General features: G+C 73.1%; 12 protein-coding genes. 9 read left to right on the top strand and 3 right to left on the bottom strand.

The window, feature by feature from the left end; translation table 11 throughout:
- Nucleotides 1-79: 79 nt before the first annotated feature.
- From OG562_RS15225 to OG562_RS15235, 3 genes are all read left to right on the top strand, one after another.
- Nucleotides 80-469, top strand: a complete 390-nt coding sequence (locus tag OG562_RS15225) for a hypothetical protein (protein WP_266397685.1) — start codon at nucleotides 80-82, stop codon at nucleotides 467-469.
- 355 nt (nucleotides 470-824) lie between these two features.
- Nucleotides 825-1,784, top strand: coding sequence for a helix-turn-helix domain-containing GNAT family N-acetyltransferase (locus OG562_RS15230; protein ID WP_266397688.1), 960 nt, complete (start codon nucleotides 825-827; stop codon nucleotides 1,782-1,784).
- Between the two features lie 11 nt (nucleotides 1,785-1,795).
- Nucleotides 1,796-2,596, top strand: coding sequence for a sugar phosphate isomerase/epimerase (locus OG562_RS15235; protein WP_266397690.1), 801 nt, complete (start codon nucleotides 1,796-1,798; stop codon nucleotides 2,594-2,596).
- A gap of 79 nt (nucleotides 2,597-2,675) precedes the next feature.
- Here the strand turns inward: OG562_RS15235 and OG562_RS15240 are convergent, their stop codons facing one another.
- Nucleotides 2,676-3,308: an alpha/beta hydrolase gene (locus OG562_RS15240; protein ID WP_266397693.1), complete on the bottom strand. Its 633-nt coding sequence runs from the start codon at nucleotides 3,306-3,308 to the stop codon at nucleotides 2,676-2,678.
- Between the two features lie 51 nt (nucleotides 3,309-3,359).
- Between OG562_RS15240 and OG562_RS15245 the strand changes: the two genes are divergently transcribed.
- A complete protein-coding gene (locus OG562_RS15245; RefSeq protein ID WP_266397696.1) occupies nucleotides 3,360-4,298 on the top strand; it encodes a LysR family transcriptional regulator in 939 nt (312 codons plus the stop codon).
- A 7-nt stretch (nucleotides 4,299-4,305) separates the two neighbouring features.
- Here the strand turns inward: OG562_RS15245 and aroA are convergent, their stop codons facing one another.
- Both aroA and OG562_RS15255 read right to left on the bottom strand, forming a co-directional pair.
- Nucleotides 4,306-5,574 (bottom strand): 3-phosphoshikimate 1-carboxyvinyltransferase, encoded by a 1,269-nt coding sequence (gene aroA, locus OG562_RS15250; RefSeq protein WP_266397698.1) that lies wholly within the window; start codon nucleotides 5,572-5,574, stop codon nucleotides 4,306-4,308.
- Between the two features lie 5 nt (nucleotides 5,575-5,579).
- A complete protein-coding gene (locus OG562_RS15255) occupies nucleotides 5,580-6,641 on the bottom strand; it encodes an EamA family transporter (RefSeq protein WP_266397700.1) in 1,062 nt (353 codons plus the stop codon).
- 123 nt (nucleotides 6,642-6,764) lie between these two features.
- Between OG562_RS15255 and OG562_RS15260 the strand changes: the two genes are divergently transcribed.
- From OG562_RS15260 to OG562_RS15280, 5 genes are all read left to right on the top strand, one after another.
- Complete coding sequence (locus tag OG562_RS15260) at nucleotides 6,765-7,676, top strand: LysR family transcriptional regulator (RefSeq protein ID WP_266409274.1); 912 nt, start codon at nucleotides 6,765-6,767, stop codon at nucleotides 7,674-7,676.
- Nucleotides 7,677-7,810: 134 nt separating this feature from the next.
- Nucleotides 7,811-8,686: a haloalkane dehalogenase gene (locus tag OG562_RS15265; protein WP_266397701.1), complete on the top strand. Its 876-nt coding sequence runs from the start codon at nucleotides 7,811-7,813 to the stop codon at nucleotides 8,684-8,686.
- Nucleotides 8,687-9,053: 367 nt separating this feature from the next.
- On the top strand, nucleotides 9,054-10,841 hold the full coding sequence (locus OG562_RS15270) for a glycoside hydrolase family 3 protein (RefSeq protein ID WP_266397702.1): 1,788 nt from the start codon (nucleotides 9,054-9,056) through the stop codon (nucleotides 10,839-10,841).
- A gap of 498 nt (nucleotides 10,842-11,339) precedes the next feature.
- On the top strand, nucleotides 11,340-11,696 hold the full coding sequence (locus OG562_RS15275; RefSeq protein ID WP_266397703.1) for a CU044_2847 family protein: 357 nt from the start codon (nucleotides 11,340-11,342) through the stop codon (nucleotides 11,694-11,696).
- Complete coding sequence (locus OG562_RS15280) at nucleotides 11,693-15,868, top strand: trypsin-like peptidase domain-containing protein (protein WP_266397705.1); 4,176 nt, start codon at nucleotides 11,693-11,695, stop codon at nucleotides 15,866-15,868. The genes OG562_RS15275 and OG562_RS15280 overlap by 4 nt, the downstream gene beginning before the upstream one ends.
- Nucleotides 15,869-15,910: the final 42 nt, after the last annotated feature.

The following is a 15,910-nucleotide window of genomic DNA, read 5'->3' on the forward strand; positions in this document are numbered from 1 at the left end:
GGCCTGAGGGGGCTGCGGGGCTGCGGGGCTGATGTCCCCGTCGGGACGAAGCGCCCCGCCCGGCTGAAAGGAGACGTCGATGTTGCTGCCGCCCGGTCGGGAGAGGGCCGAGCTTCTTGAAATCGTTCGGATCTCCGATGCGGCTCGGCCGTTCGGGGCGCGGGGGCTGGTCGGTGATGCCGTCGAGGTCTGGGCGGGGGACGAGGTGGTGCAGGCGCTGGCGCTGGTCGGCGAGTTGCCGGACGGTGAGAAGGCCCGTTGTTTCGTGCCGGGGTGGGGGCTGCGCGCCTACAGCGGGGACGATCCCGATCCGCTCTTCGAGATCGCGTTCTGCTTCCGGTGCAACGGAGCGCGCGTCCGGGGGCCGGACGTCCCGGCGGAGCAGAGGAGCCAGGACTTCGACGGGGAGAGTCCCGCCGCTCGGGAACTGCTGCGGCGCTTCCGGGAGTGCGGGGCGGGCGGGGAGTAGCGGAGAGCGGGCGAGCGGTCTGGGGCGGGGCAGGCAGCCGTCGGGGGGCAGGAGAGCGGTCGGGGGCAGGCGAGCGGTCTGGGGCGGGGCGAGCCGTCGGGTGGCAGGCGAGCGATCGGGGGCGGGCTGGGCGTAGTTGGGGGGCAGGCGGGCGGTGCGGGGCGGGGCGGGCGTAGTTGGGGGGCAGGCGGGCGGTGCGGGGCGGGCTGGGCGTAGTTGGGGGGTAGTCGGGGAGCTGGGGTGCCGCCTACGCTTGGGTCGACGGAATCTCTGACTGAGTCAGACATCCTGCGTCGGGGTCAGGGGCTTCCGAGTCGAGCCATCCTGAGTCGAGTCGAGCCATCGGGGTCGAGCCATGAGCGTCCAGGACATTCACTCCATCCGCTCCTTCAACCGCTTCTACACCAACGTCATCGGCGCCCTCGACTACGGCCGCCACCTCTACGCCCCCTACACCCTCACCGAGTCCCGCGTCCTGTACGAGCTCGCGCACTCCCCCCGTACGGACGCGGCCGACCTGCGGGCCGCCCTGTCCCTGGACTCCGGCTACCTCAGCCGCATCCTCGGCAGGTTCGAGCAGGACGGTCTTCTCGAGCGGGCGGCGTCCGAGACGGATCCGCGTCGGCGTCGTATCGTCCTCACCCCGCGGGGGCGGGAGGCGGCCGAGCTGCTCGACGCACGGGCCCGGGAGAGCGTCGACTCGCTGCTGGAGGAGGTGGCCCCCGGGGACCGGACCCGGCTGGTCGACGCCATGCGGACCATCCGGGACGTCCTCGGGGACGGCGACCCGGCAGGCCCCCGGGACCTCGTGCGGGACGTCGTGCTGCGCGAACCCGGTCCCGGCGACCTCGGCTGGATCGTGCAGCGCAACGCCGCGCTGTACGCCGCCGAGTTCGACTTCAACGCCGACTACGAGGGGCTCGTCGCCCGGATCGTCGCCGACTTCGCCGAGGACCACGACCCGCATCTGGAGCGGGTGTGGATCGCCGAGCTGGCGGGGCGGCCGGTGGGGTGCGTGATGTGCGTACGGGACGAGGCGCCCGGGCCCGGCACCGCACGGCTGCGGCTGCTGCTCGTCGAGCCGGAGGCGCGCGGACTCGGCGTCGGGGACCGGCTGGTCGGCGCCGTCGTCGACTTCGCGCGCGAGGTCGGCTACCGCGATCTGGTGCTGTGGACCAACGACGTCCTCGCCGCCGCCCGCCGCCTCTACCAGCGGCACGGGTTCGTGCTGGCCGCCGAGAAACCGCACCGTTCCTTCGGCAAGGATCTCGTCGGTCAGGACTGGCGGCTGGACCTGCACGGCACACCGGAGTGACAGTAGAGAACATGAAGCTCGCCTTCTCCACCCTCGGCGTCCCCGGTCTGCCGCTGCCCGATGTGCTGCGGCTCGCCTCCGCGCACGGCTACCACGGCGTCGAGCTGCGCGCCCACCCCGAGGAACCCGTCCACCCCGGCCTGGGCGCGGACGCCCGCTCCGACGCGGCCGCCGCGTTCAAGACGGCCGGGATCGAACTCCTGGGGGTGGCGGGGTACGCGCGCGTGGCCGCGCCCGGCGCCGACGAGCCCGTGATCGAGGAGATCCGCGCGCTCGCCGAACTCGCCCGCGACCTCGGCGCGCCCTTCGTCCGCGTCTTCCCCGGCGGGTCCGACGCGCAGTCCCCCGCCGAGGCCGACGCGGTCGCCGCCCGTCGGCTCGGCACGGCCGCCGAGTTCGCCGCCGACCTCGGCGTGCGCATCCTGCTGGAGACCCACGACTCCCACCGCACCGGCGCCGACGCGATGCGCGTCCTGGGCCTGGTCGGACACCGGCAGGTGGGCGCGCTGTGGGACGTCATGCACACCTGGCTCGGCGGCGAACAGCCACAGGAGACCTACGCGGCGCTCTCGCCGTATCTCGGATATGTGCAGGTCAAGGACATCGCCTCGGCCGAGGACACCACCCCGCTGGCCCTGGGCGCGGGCGTCCTGCCGCTCGCCGACTGCGTGGAGGTCCTCTCCCGGCACGGCTGGGACGGGTGGCTGTGCTGGGAGTACGAGCAGCGGTGGTATCCCTCCGCGCCACCGCTGCCGGAGCTGCTGGACGCGGGGCGGGAGCACCTGGCGCGGCTGCTGAACGACTCGGCATAGGCCCCGCCGAGGGGCGGAGCGGCATGGACCTCGCCAGGGGCTGACCGGCATGGACCCCGCCGAGGGGCGGAGGTCCCGGCTACCGCTGCGGCCGCGTCGCGAACTTCGTGTCCGGGTCCAGGCACCAGTCCAGCACCGACGGCCAGGAGCCGTAGCCGGCGTCCAGGTCGAGGTGGACGGCGCCGGGGAGGAGTTCGGCCGTGAGGCCCAGGGGGTCGCCGTAGACGGTCTGGACGCCTTCCGGGCAGTACGGGTCGTCGTCGCCGGCGACCAGCCGGGTCGGCTGCGGCAGGACGAGGCCGTAGGACTCTCCTGACCGCGCGAACCCCGCGACCTCCGGGTACCGCGCGAGCACCGAGTCCGACGGCGGGGCCACCAGCAGCACCCGGTCCACGTCGGCGAGCCCCGGCAGATCCCGGGCGACGGCGTGCAGCCAGAGCACGACGGAGAGACTGTGCGCGACGACCACCCGTTCACCGCCGCCCGGCTCCCCCGGCTTCCCCGGCTCCCCCTCCCCCAGCTCCGCCAGGTGTCGCTCCAGTTCGCCCAGCCACTCCCCCAGGACCGGGTCGTCCGGGTCGGGCAGCTGGGGGTAGACGACCCGGTGTCCGAGGCCGGTCAGGCGGTCGGCGAGCCAGTGCTGCCAGTGGGCCTCGGGGCGGTGGTTCTGCCAGCCGTGCAGGACGAGGTAGGAGCGCGGGGTGGTGGTCATGGCTGCGATGATTTCCGAACCCGACCGACCAGGTCCAGTTAATCTTCTACGGTGGAACCGTTAAGCCCCGCCTTCACGATTGACCTGCGTCGTCTCACCGTCCTGCGCGAGCTGCAGCGCCGGGGCAGTCTGGCGCGGACGGCCCAGGCCCTGCACCTCACCCCCTCGGCGGTCTCCCAGCAGCTCACCGCCCTCGCCCGCGACCTGGGCGCACCTCTCACCGAACGCGACGGCAGAGGCGTACGCCTCACCGGTCAGGCCCGCGTCCTGCTGGCGCACGCCGACGTCATCGCCGCCCAGCTGGAGCGGGCCCGCGCCGACCTCGCGGCGTACGAGGAGGGCGGGCGGGGCACGGTGACCGTCGGCTGTTTCTCCAGCGGCGTCCTGGGCCTGCTGCCGACCGCGCTGCGGGCCCTGCGCGAGCGGCTGCCGCAGCTCAGGGTGGACGTGGTGGAGGCCGAGCCGCCGAACCTGTTCACCGCGCTGGACGGCGGGCAGGTGGACGTGGCGGTGGCCGTCGACTTCGCGGCCGCGCCCCCGCACACCGACCCGCGCTACGCCCGCGAGGACCTGCTCACCGACGTCCTGGACGTCGCCCTGCCGCCCGACCATCCCCTCGCCGACCGCGCCGAGGTGCCGTTGCGGGAGCTGGCCGGGGACACCTGGATCGTCGGCAACGCGATGAGCTGCTGCGGGGCGGTGACCCGCTCGGTGTGCGCGGCGGCCGGCTTCACCCCCGACATCCGCCACGACGTGAACGACTGGGCCGCGCTGGCGGGTCTGGTCGAGGCGGGACAGGGGGTGGCGCTGGTGCCACGGCTGGTGCGGTCGCTGTACGCCCACCGCGACCTGGCCCTGCGCCCGGCCGAGGGCACGCCCCCGTCGCGGAACGTCTTCGTCGCCGTACGGGCGGGGGCGGAGGGGGATCCGGTGGTACGGGCGGTACGGGAGGAGCTGCACGGAGCGGCGGACGCCGCCCTACGCCGGTGACCGCCGCTCACCTGTCCTGCCTGTCCTGCCTGTCCTGCCTGTCCTGCCTCAGCGACTCCCCCAGTTCCGCGAACGCCTCGTGGAAACCGGGGAACGTCTTGCGGACGCAGCCGGGGTCGTCGAACGAGACGCCGGGCACGCGCAGGCCGGTCACGGCGAAGGACATGACGACGCGGTGGTCGCCGTAGGTCTTGATCTCCCCGCCATGGGGCGTGCCGGGGCGGATCTCGATCCAGTCCTCGCCCGTCGCCACGTCGACGCCCAGCCGCCGGAGGTTCTCCGCGCAGGCCTCCAGGCGGTCGCACTCCTTCACACGGGTGTTCGCCACGTCCTCGATGCGCACCGGTCCCGAGGCGAAGGGGGCGAGGGCGGCGAGGGTCGGCATGGTGTCGGAGACGTCCCGCATGTTGACCGTCAGGCCGTGGAGTTCCCCGGTGCCCTTCACCGTCGTGCGGTCCGCGCCGACGTCCACCCGCGCGCCCATCCGCCGCAGGACGTCCACGAAGCCCAGGTCGCCCTGGAGCGCGCCCGCGCCCAGGCCCGGCACGGTCACCTCGCCGCCGGTCACCGCGGCGGCCGCGAAGAAGTAGCTCGCGGTCGAGGCGTCGGGCTCGATGGCGTACGTCGTCGCCCGGTAGCCGCCCGGCGGGACGACGTACGTGCTCCCCTCCCGGACCACCTCGACCCCGAACGCCCGCATCATCGCGATCGTGATCTCGACGTACGGCACGGAGACCAGGTCGGTGACGGTGATGCGCAGGCCGGTGCGGGTCAGCGGGCCGAGCAGCAGGAGCGCCGTCAGGTACTGGGAGGACTGGCCTGCGTCCAGCACCACCTCCCCGCCCTCGACGCCCGCTGCCCGCACGGTGAGCGGATGGTGGCCCTCCGCCTCCTCGTGCCGCAGGTCCACGCCCAGGTCGCGCAGGGCGCGGGTGAGCGGCAGCAGGGGGCGGCGGCGCATCTGGGGGGAGGCGTCGAAGCGGTAGGTTCCGTGACCGGCGGCGACCAGGGCGGGCAGGAAGCGGGCCGTGGTCGCGCCGTCCCGGCAGTAGACGTCGGCCTCGGCGACCGCGGGGCCCTGGGGCCGGCCGTCGACCTGCCAGACGTCCGGGGTGCGGCCGACGCGGTAGCCGAGCCGGGCGAGCCCCTCGGCGAAGCCCTCGGTGTCGTCGGAGCGCAGGGGCCGTACGAGTGTCGTGACGCCGTCGGCGGCCGCCGCCAGGAACAGGGCACGCGCGGTGAGGGACTTGGAACCGGGGATGTCGACGAGGGCCATGCCCCTCATGATCCCGCGGCGGCGCTCCCGTATGCGGGCACGTCCACGGGATGGACGAGCGGATCGACGGGGGGATCGACGGGGGGATGGACGGCGGGCGCGGCAGCGGGGTGAACGGCGGGCCGGGTCGGGTCGGGCGGCGGCGCCGGTGATGTCTCGGGAGCTCCAGGGGCGGGCCGGGCGGGCCGGGCGGTCCGTGTGGTGGGTGCGGTCCGTGTGGGCGTCAGCGAGGTCAGGGCCACGCCGCCCACCAGCAGGGCCGCCGCGCACCAGCGCAGGCCGCTCACCGACTCGCCGAGGAACAGGGCGGCCGACGACATGCCGAAGACGGGGACGAGGAGGGAGAAGGGGGCCACCGTGGACGCCGGGTGGCGGTGCAGCAGCCAGCCCCAGGCGCCGAAGCCGAAGACGGTGGTGATCCAGGCGACGTAGACGACCGTGCCCGCGCCCTGCCAGTCCAGCTCGCGCAGCGCGGCCAGGTCCCTCGACGGGCCCTCCGTCAGCAGGGACAGCGCGAGGAGGGGCAGGACCGGGACCGTGCTGACCCAGACCATGAAGTTCAGCGCGTCCGGCGGGGACGCCTTGCGGGTGAGGACGTTGGACACGCCCCAGCAGGCCGCCGCCGCGACGACCAGCGCGAACGCGCCGAGCGGGCCCGAGGCGCCCTCGTCGACGGCCGCGACGCCGATGCCGGCGAGGGCGACGGCCATGCCTGCCAGGCGGACCGGGGTGGGCCGTTCGCCGAGCACGACGAAGGCGACGGCCGCCGTGAACACCGACTGGATCTGGAGAACCAGCGACGACAACCCGGCCGGCATCCCCGAGTCCATCCCGGTGAACAGCAGCCCGAACTTCGCGACCCCGAGCACCAGGCCCACCGCCACGATCCACTTCCACGCCACCTTCGGACGCCCCACGAAGAACACCGCGGGCAGGGCCGCCACCAGGAAGCGCAGGGCGGAGAAGAGCAGGGGCGGGAAGTGGCCGAGGCCGATCTCGACGACGGTGAAGTTCACTCCCCAGACGGCGGCGACGAGAACGGCGAGGGCGAGGTGGGCGGGGCGCATGCGTCGAGGATCACCCGAGCAGAACGTGAAGCACCAGCGATGATTGCTGCACGGTCGGATGAAGCAACGCTAACGAGAACGCCGACGACGACACCGCCGAGAACGCTCATGATCGGAGAGCCCATGCTCGACCTCCAGCGCCTGCGCGCCCTGCACGCCGTCTCCGTCCACGGCACCGTCGGCGCGGCGGCCGCCGCCCTCGGCTACACCCCGTCGGCCGTGTCCCAGCAGATCGCCAAGCTGGAACGGGAGACCCGCACGGTGCTGCTCGAGCGCGAGGGACGCGGGGTCCGCCTCACCGCCGAGGCCCTGCAACTCGCTGCCACGGCAAAGGAGTTGCTGGCCATCGTCGAGCGCGCCGAGACCGATCTGGAGGAGCGACGGGGGGTGCCGGCCGGGCGGCTGGCCATCGCAGCGTTCCCGTCGGCGGCACGCGGGCTGCTGCCCGCCGTCCTCGCCGAGCTCGCCCGCCTGCACCCCGCAATGGACGCCCGGCTCAGCGAGGTCGACCCGCATCTGTCCGTGGACCTGGTCGCGAAGGGGGCCGTGGACCTGGCCGTCGCCCACGACTGGGACATCGCGCCGCTGCCGGCCCCCGCGGGCGTGGAGCAGGCGGTGATCGGGGACGACCTGTGCGACCTGCTGGTCCCCGAGGGCCACCCCTTCGCGGGACGGAACGCCGTACGGCGGGAGGAGCTGGGCGGCGAGCGGTGGATCTGCCAGCCGCCCGGCCGGGTCTGCCACGACTGGCTGGTGCGGACGCTGCGCACGGCGGGACACGAGCCGGACCTCGCCCACACCGCCGAGGAGAACCCGACGCTCGTCGCCCTGGTCGCCGCGGGCCTCGGCGTCGCCCTCGTCCCCCGACTGGGCCGGGGCCCGCTGCCGCCGGGGGCGGTGGAGGTGCCGCTCGACCCGATCCCCGTACGACGGCTGTACGCCGTGTGGCGCACCGGCGCGGCCCGGCGACCGGCGATCGCGGAGACGGTGCGGGTGCTGCGGGAACGGTGGCCGAAGGCGTCGGCCCACCGGTAGGCCCCCCGATCCGGAAACACCAGCCACAGACACAGCGGCCACAGCCACAGACGCAGACACAGACACAGACACAGCAGACACAGCAGACACAGACACAGTAGCCATGGACATAGTAGCCATGTACTGTATCGAGCATGCCTACGACACCCGTGCTCGACTCCTTCATCCACCACGAGGAACTCGGCGAGTCCGGGCCCCGGACCGGGACCGGCGGACCGACCTTCGTCCTCCTCCACGGCAACCCCTCCTCCTCGCACGCCTGGCGCGAGGTGACGCCCCGGCTCGGGGAGGGCCGTTTCCTGGCCCCCGATCTCATCGGCATGGGCCGTTCCGGGAAGCCCGAGCTCGCCCACCGGTTCGACGACCACGCCCGATATCTCGACGCCTGGTTCGACGCGCTCGGCCTGGACGACGTGGTCCTGGTGGGCCACGACTGGGGCGGCGCACTGGCCTTCGACCAAGCCGCGCGGCACCCGGGACGAGTACGGGGCATCGCCTTCTTCGAGACCATCGTCAAGCCGCTGGCCTGGGAGGAGCTGACGCCCCAGGCGCGCAAGCGGTCGGAGACCATCCGCTCGGAGGCGGGCGAGGCGATGCTCGACGAGAACCTCTTCGTACGGCAGGCCTTCACCGGCGGCGTCCTCACCCCGGTCTCCGACGCCGACCTGGCGGCCTACCTCGCTCCGTACCCCACCCGCGAGAGCCGCCGCCCGCTGCTGGCCTGGGCCCGACAGCTGCCGCTCGGCGGGGAACCGGCCGAACTGGTCGCCCGTATCGAGGCGTACGACGCCTGGCTCGCGAAGAGCGAGGACGTGCCGAAGCTGCTGCTGACGTTCGAGGGCTCGCCCACGCTGCTCATCGGTCCGGAGCAGGCGGCCTGGTGCGCCGAGAACATCGCCGCCCTGGAGGCGGTCGCGTGCGGCCCCGCCGGACACCACGCGACCGAGGACCGCCCGGCCGAGATCGCCGCCGCCGTGTCCGACTGGGCCGACCGCCACGGTCTGCGCTGACGCCGCGGCGGGGAGGGCTTCGGTGAGGCCGACGGCGGGGAGGGCTTCGGTCAGGCCGGCGACGGGGAGGGCGGCGCCGGCTCGCCCCACCCGCCCCACCCGCCCCATCACCGCTCCCCCGCCCCGACTTCGTGGAATCCGCCCCCGAGCGGGAACCCGCCCCGACCCCCGCTCGTCCAACCCCAAACTGTCGGAGAGTCACCTCGGTGCGGTGTCGGCCCTCGCTGCTGGCCGCGATCGCCGACCCACCCTCTCCGCCGCACCGCGGGCCGGCAGCCACGCCGCCGTCGGCGCGCCCCCCTCCAATGCGCCGATGGCGGCCCCTCCGCGGGTACCGTGCGCGTTCCCTCGACCGGAAGGAGCGCACGTGCCCTCCAGACGCACCGTCCTGGCCGCCACCGCCGGCCTCACCTCAGCCCTCACCGCCGGCGCGCCGCCCGCCCACGCCGACGACCGCCGGCTGCGCGCCCTCGTCTCCCGAATGACCCTCGAGGAGAAGGTCGGCCAGGTCTTCGTCTCGCGGGTCTACGGCCACTCCGCGACCGCCCCCGACCAGGCCGACGTCGACGCCAACCTCGCCGAACTCGGGGTGCGCACGGCCGCCGAGCTGCTCGCCCGCTACCGGGTCGGCGGGATCATCTACTTCACCTGGGCGCACAACACCCGCGACCCGCAGCAGATCGCGGACCTCTCCGACGGCATCCAGCGGGCCTCCCTCCAGCAGCCGCGCGGTCTGCCGGTGCTGATCTCCACCGACCAGGAACACGGCGTCGTCTGCCGGATCGGCAAGCCCGCCACCCTCTTCCCGGGCGCCATGGCCCTCGGCGCCGGCGGCTCCCGGGCCGACGCCACGACCCTCGGGCGGCTCGCGGGCCGCGAACTGCGCGCGATGGGCGTACGCCAGAACTACTCGCCCGTCGCCGACGTGAACGTCAACCCCGCCAACCCGGTCATCGGCGTCCGCTCCTTCGGCGCGGACCCGGGGGCGGTGGCCGACCTGGTGGCGGCGGAGGTCGAGGGCTACCGGTCGGCGGGGGTCGCGGCGACCGCCAAGCACTTCCCCGGGCACGGAGACACCGCCGTCGACAGCCATACGGGCTTCCCCGTCATCACCCACACGCGTGACGTCTGGGAGACCCTGGACGCGGCGCCCTTCCGGGCGGCGATCGCGGCCGGCATCGACTCCGTCATGACCGGACACCTCCTCGTGCCGTCCCTGGACGACTCCGGCGACCCGGCCACCCTCTCCCGTCCCATCGTCACCGGCATCCTGCGCGAACGCCTCGGCTTCGACGGGGTCGTGGTCACCGACGCGCTCGGCATGGCGGGCGTCCGCACCAAGTACGGCGACGACCGGGTGCCGGTGCTCGCGCTCAAGGCGGGCGTCGACCAGCTCCTCGACCCTCCTCTCCTGGACGTCGCATGGAACGCGGTCCTCAAGGCCGTACAGACCGGAGAGCTCACCGAGGCACGGCTGGCGGAGTCGGTGCTGCGGATCCTGCGGCTGAAGGCGAAGCTGGGGCTGCTCGACGAGCCGTATGTCGGGCAGGCGCGGGTCGGGCGGACGGTCGGCGCGCGGGACCATCTCGCACAGGCCGACCGGATCGCCGACCGGACGACGACCCTGCTGGTCAACGAGGGCCCGGTGCTTCCCCTGTCCCCGCGCGCACACCCCCGGCTGCTGGTCGTGGGCGCCGACCCGGCCTCCCCCTCCGGCACCACGGGCCCGCCCACCGGGGTTCTCGCCGCCGCCCTCACCGAACTGGGCTTCACGGCGACGGCCCTGTCCACCGGCCTGACCCCGTCGGCGGCGACGATCGCCCAGGCGGTGACGGCGGCGGGCACGGCGGACGCGGTGGTGGTGGGCACGTACAACGTCACGGCGGCGAGCCCCCAACGCACCCTGGTCGATCAACTGGCGGCAACGGGCCGCCCGGTGATCGCGGTGGCGATCCGCAACCCGTACGACGTTGCCCGACTCCCCTCCGCCAAAGCCCACTTGGCGACCTACTCCTGGACCGACGTCGAACTGCGGGCCGCCGCCCGGGTGATCGCCGGTGCGGTGGCGCCGCACGGAAAGCTCCCGGTGCCGGTGCAGCGGGCGGACGATCCGACGGGGGTGCTGTATCCGATCGGGCACGGGCTGACGTACTAGGCGTCCGCCGTCCGCCGTCCGTGCTGCTCCCCGCCACACGCGCAAAGCACCCCGCACGACTGGCGTGCGCCCCGGGTCGCGGGCCACGCCGGTCGGGGGCGGGTGGGCACGCAGGGGACGGCGATGCGCGACAGGCGGCCGCGGGAGGGTGACCTGGGCGCTGCTCGCCCTGCTCCTGACGGGCTGCCGCCCCGCGTCACCGCCGCAACCGCCCCCGACGGCCGGCCCGCCCGGGCCTACGCCTGCATGCGCGGCGACCCCCGCATGGCCGGTGCGGGACCTGAGGCCTGAGGCCTGAAGCCCGAGACCTGAAACCCCGAAGCCGGGGCTCTGACGCCATCGCCCCCTGCCGTCGCACGCGCCGAACCACATGCCGTCTCACCTGCCGTCTCACCTGCCGTCTCACGCGTACGGCTCACTGCGACGTGCGGCATATGCCAGCGCCAAGAATGCTGGTGACGTCCCTGGAGAGCCGACGTGAGAGGTGGAGGAGATGTCGTGACACCTCTGACCCGGATTCCGCTGGACGGCGGCGGCTGCGTTCTCGTCGAGCAGCCTGGCGCGTGGGACGGGCCCGTGAAGGCCGGCCGCGTCGGCGACGCCGTACGCGAGCTGCCGGAGACGCTGGAGGAAGCGCTGGGGCCGGTCACCGAGGCCGCCCGCGCCACCCTCGACCAACTGCGCAAGGCCCGCCCCGACGAGATCACCGTCGAGTTCGGCGTCGACCTCGCGGTCGAGGCCGGGGCCGTGATCACCAAGAGCCAGGCCGGTTGCCACCTGAAGGTGACCATGTCGTGGAAGAGCGAAGGCTCCGACCGGCTTCACGCGGGCGAGAGCACGGGCGGATCCCGGTGACCGGCCCCGAGCAGGGCATGAGCGACGGCGATCCGTCCGATCTGCTCGGCGCCATGGCCCAGATCCTCGGGCCGGACGGGGCGGTGGCCGGGGCGGGCTTCCTGGTGGCCGAGGGTGTCGTGGTCACCTGTGCGCACGTCGTCGAAGCGGCCGGAGGCGGGCCCGGGTCCGGGATCCTGCTGGCCTTCCCCCATCTGGCGGGCGTGGACCGGATCGCGGGGCACGTCCCTGACGAGCTGTGGCGTGCCGCCGGCAACGAGGACGTGGCCTTCATCCGGCTGACCGACACGGCGGAAGGTGCGGCGGCGAACATGCGGACGCTGCCCCTGGGCGCCGCGGACGGATGTCGGGGCCGCCATGTGCGCTCCTACGGATTCCCCGCCCAGGCCCCGCCGGAAGGACACTTCGGCTACGGCGAGACCGGTGATCTGCTGCCGGGCTCGAACGGCAGGGGCCCGCACCTTCAGCTGACCAACGCCAACGACCTCACCACCGGCTTCAGCGGCGGCCCCGTCCTCGACGACGTGACGGGCCTGGTCATCGGCATGCTGACCGAGATCACGGCCCCTGACGCGTACGAACGCGGGCAGGGCATCGCGTACGTCACCCCGACGCAGACACTGCGCGAGATCCTGCCGGAGCTGGCCGAGCAGGAGGTGTGCCCCTACCGGGGGCTGGAGTCGTTCACCGCGGAGCACGCCCAGTGGTTCTACGGCCGACAGGAGGCGGTGCGGCAGGTCCTGACGAACCTGGCCAGGCAACGGCGGCTGACGCTGCTGCTCGGCCCGTCGGGGTCGGGCAAGTCGTCGCTGATCCAGGCGGGGGTGCTGCGGGCGCTGGCGGAGGGGGAGCTGCCGGGGAGCGACCGATGGCTGCCTGTGCTCGCCCGGCCGAGGCAGGACATGCTGACCGAGATCGCGGGGGCGGGACTGCCGGGGGCGGCCGACGAGGGAATCACGGCCGCGGTCAACCGTCGGCTCGCGGCCGAGCCCTCCTACCAGCGCGTTCTCCTGGTCATCGACCAGTTCGAGGAACTCCTGGTCCAGACGGCCAACGGCCGGCTGCGGGAGTTCCTGGCCGTCATCGACGAGGTCACCACGGCCGCCGACGCATACACCAAGGTCACCGTGATCCTGATCATGCGTGACGACTTCTATCCCCAACTTGCCTCCCTGGCACCCCGGTTGCTGGAAGCCGCGATGCCGGGCCTGCTCAACGTCCCGGGCACGTTGAGTCAGCAGGACCTGCACGACATCATCGTCCTGCCGGCGCGGGACGTGGGTCTCCGCTTCCAGCCGGGGCTGCCCGAACAGATCATCAGCGACGTCCTGGACATCACCCCCGGAGCGGCCATCACGCGTGAGGCGCCGGTCACCGTGCTGCCCCTGCTGGAGATGACGCTCAGCCAGTTGTGGAGCCGGCGCCAGGACGGGTACCTCACCCACGAGGCGTACCGGCGGATCGGGGCGGTCAGCGGCAGCGTGACCACCTGGTGCGACAGCGCCCTGAGCGAGCTGTCCCCCGAGCAACGGATCATCGCCCAGCGGGCACTGACCTCCCTGGTGCATCCCGCCGACCCCAGCCACAACGTCACGGCCGTCCGTACGCAGCTGCCCCTCGACGAGCTCCGGGATCTGGCGGCGGATCCGGGCGACACGGCCCACGGTGAGACAGCGGCCGTCGACGCCGTCATCGCCTCCCTCGCGCGCCACCGCATCATCACCACGCAGACACTGCACGCTCCGCGACACCCCGACGACCCTCCCGGGGAGCCGGTGGCCGAGCTGATCCACGAGGCGCTCATCCGCGACTGGGGCGCGCTGCGGGAGTGGGTCAACCAGGACCACCGTTTCCAGGAATGGCTCAACCACACGCATGAACGGCAGGCCCGCTGGGCGGCCGAGAAGGACCCGGGCGACCTGCTCGGCGGGACGACACTCGCGGAGGGGCTCGAATGGTCTCGCCGGCGTCATCTGCCGGCCGACATCACGGAGTTCCTCGCGGCCAGCAGACAGCGCCAGCGGGCGGTCGTCCGGCGCAGCAGGCGGTTCAGCGCGGTGCTCGGCGGGCTGCTGGTGCTGGCGCTGGTGGCCGCGGGGGGTGCGATCTGGCAATGGCGGACGGTGATCGACGCACGGCAGGCGGCGCTGTCGCGGCAGTTGGCGGCTCAGTCCACCGAAGTCACCGGCACGAACACCGACCTCGCGGCGCTGCTCGCCATCCAGGCGTACCGCAGCAGCCACACGGCCGAGGCCGTGGAGAGCCTGCGCACCACCGCCGCGCTCCTGCCGATGCATCGACGCCTGTCGGGACACACCGGCGAGGTGTACCGGGTCGCGTTCAGTCCCGACGGCCGTACCCTCGCCAGCGCCAGCGCGGACAAGACCGTACGACTGTGGAATGTCGCCACCGGCAAGCGGGGCGCCATCCTCAGAGGACACACTGACGCGGTGTGGTCCGTGGTGTTCAGCCCCGACGGTCGCACGATCGCCACCGCCGGCAAGGACAAGACCGTACGGCTGTGGGACGCGAGCACCGGCAAACCACGCGCCCGCCTCACCGGACACACCGACCAGGTGAACGCGGTGGCCTTCAGCCCCGACGGCCGCACCCTCGCCACCGCCAGCGACGACAAGACGGTACGCCTGTGGAACGCAGACACCCACAAGCCACAAACCGTCCTCAGGAAACACACGGACCTGGTCAACGCGGTGGCCTTCAGCCCCGACGGCCACACGATCGCCACCGCCAGCGACGACAAGACAGCGATCCTGTGGAACGCAGACACCCACAAGCCACGCACCGTCCTCAGGAAACACACCGCGGGGGTGCTCGCTGTGGCCTTCAGCCCCGACGGCCGCACCCTCGCCACCGTCGGCTGGGACTGGGTCACCCAGTTGTGGGACGTGGCCAGCCACAAACCGCGCATCGTCCTCAGCGGATACACCGACCAAGTGGTCGGAGTGGCCTTCAGCCCCGACAGCCGAACGCTGGCCACCGTCGGCCTGGAGCGCACGGTCCGACTGTGGGACGTGGCCACCGGGACGCCGCGCGACGCCCTCGACAGCCCTTCCGGTTTCGTCTACGCGGTGGCCTTCAGCCCCGACGGCCACACTCTCGCCACCGCCGGCCAGGACAGGGTGGTACGCCTGTGGGACACAGACGTCGGCCGATCTCTCAAGGTCCTCGCCAAACAGCCGGACACGGTGAACGCGATGGCGTACAGCCCCGACGGCCGCACCATCGCCACCGGCAGCGCCGACAAGACAGTCCGACTCTGGGACGCCGACACCGGCAAACAACGCACCATCCTCAAGGGGCACACCGGCGTGGTGAACGGCGTGGCGTTCAGCCCCGACGGCCACACCCTCGCCAGTGCCAGCGACGACGAGACCACCCGACTCTGGGACGCCGACACCGGCAAACAACGCACCATCCTCGAGGGGCACACGGACCTGGTCCTGTTCGTGGCGTTCAGCCCCGACGGCCGGACCATCGCCACCGCGAGCGCCGACAAGACAGCCCGACTCTGGGACGCCGACACCGGCAAACAACGCACCATCCTCAACGGGCACACGGACGTGGTGTGGGGCGTGGCGTTCAGCCCCGACGGCCACACCCTCGCCACCGCCAGCGCCGACAAGACAGCCCGACTCTGGGACGCCGACACCGGCAAACAACACACCGTCCTCGAAGGACACGCCGACGTGGTGAACGCGGTGGCGTTCAGCCCCGACGGCCGGACCATCGCCACCGCCAGCGACGACAAGACGGCGTGGCTGTGGGACGCCGACACCGGCAAGCCCCGCACCATCCTCAGGGGGCACACGGACGTCGTGTGGGGCGTGGCGTTCAGCCCCGACGGCCACACCATCGCCACCGGCAGCGACGACAAGACGGCCCGGCTGTGGGACGCCGACACCGGCCGGACCCGCACTCTCCTCACCGGGCACGTCGACACGGTGTTCTGGGTGGCTTTCAGCCCCGACGGCCACACCCTCGCCACAGCCAGCGCCGACAAGACAGTGCGCCTGTGGGACGCGGAGACCGTCGCCAGTCCCTCCGAGGCGATCCAGAGGATCTGCCGGGTCGTCAACCGCGGCCTCACCCCCCAGGAAAGCACCGCCTACCTCCACGACGAATCCGTGGATCCCGCCTGCCCCGCCCGCTGACGACGGGCCCTGCCGAGCCCGCCGTCAGCGATCAACCTCTCA

Source organism: Streptomyces sp. NBC_01275, from assembly GCF_026340655.1.
Taxonomy (GTDB): Bacteria; Actinomycetota; Actinomycetes; order Streptomycetales; family Streptomycetaceae; genus Streptomyces.

Bases quoted from the DNA above. Each gene is read 5' to 3' on its own strand.
- OG562_RS15225 (WP_266397685.1), top strand. From the start codon at position 80: ATGTTGCTGCCGCCCGGTCGGGAGAGGGCCGAGCTTCTTGAAATCGTT.
- OG562_RS15230 (WP_266397688.1), top strand. From the start codon at position 825: ATGAGCGTCCAGGACATTCACTCCATCCGCTCCTTCAACCGCTTCTAC.
- OG562_RS15235 (WP_266397690.1), top strand. From the start codon at position 1,796: ATGAAGCTCGCCTTCTCCACCCTCGGCGTCCCCGGTCTGCCGCTGCCC.
- OG562_RS15240 (WP_266397693.1), bottom strand. From the start codon at position 3,308: ATGACCACCACCCCGCGCTCCTACCTCGTCCTGCACGGCTGGCAGAAC.
- aroA (WP_266397698.1), bottom strand. From the start codon at position 5,574: ATGGCCCTCGTCGACATCCCCGGTTCCAAGTCCCTCACCGCGCGTGCC.
- OG562_RS15255 (WP_266397700.1), bottom strand. From the start codon at position 6,641: ATGCGCCCCGCCCACCTCGCCCTCGCCGTTCTCGTCGCCGCCGTCTGG.
- OG562_RS15260 (WP_266409274.1), top strand. From the start codon at position 6,765: ATGCTCGACCTCCAGCGCCTGCGCGCCCTGCACGCCGTCTCCGTCCAC.
- OG562_RS15265 (WP_266397701.1), top strand. From the start codon at position 7,811: ATGCCTACGACACCCGTGCTCGACTCCTTCATCCACCACGAGGAACTC.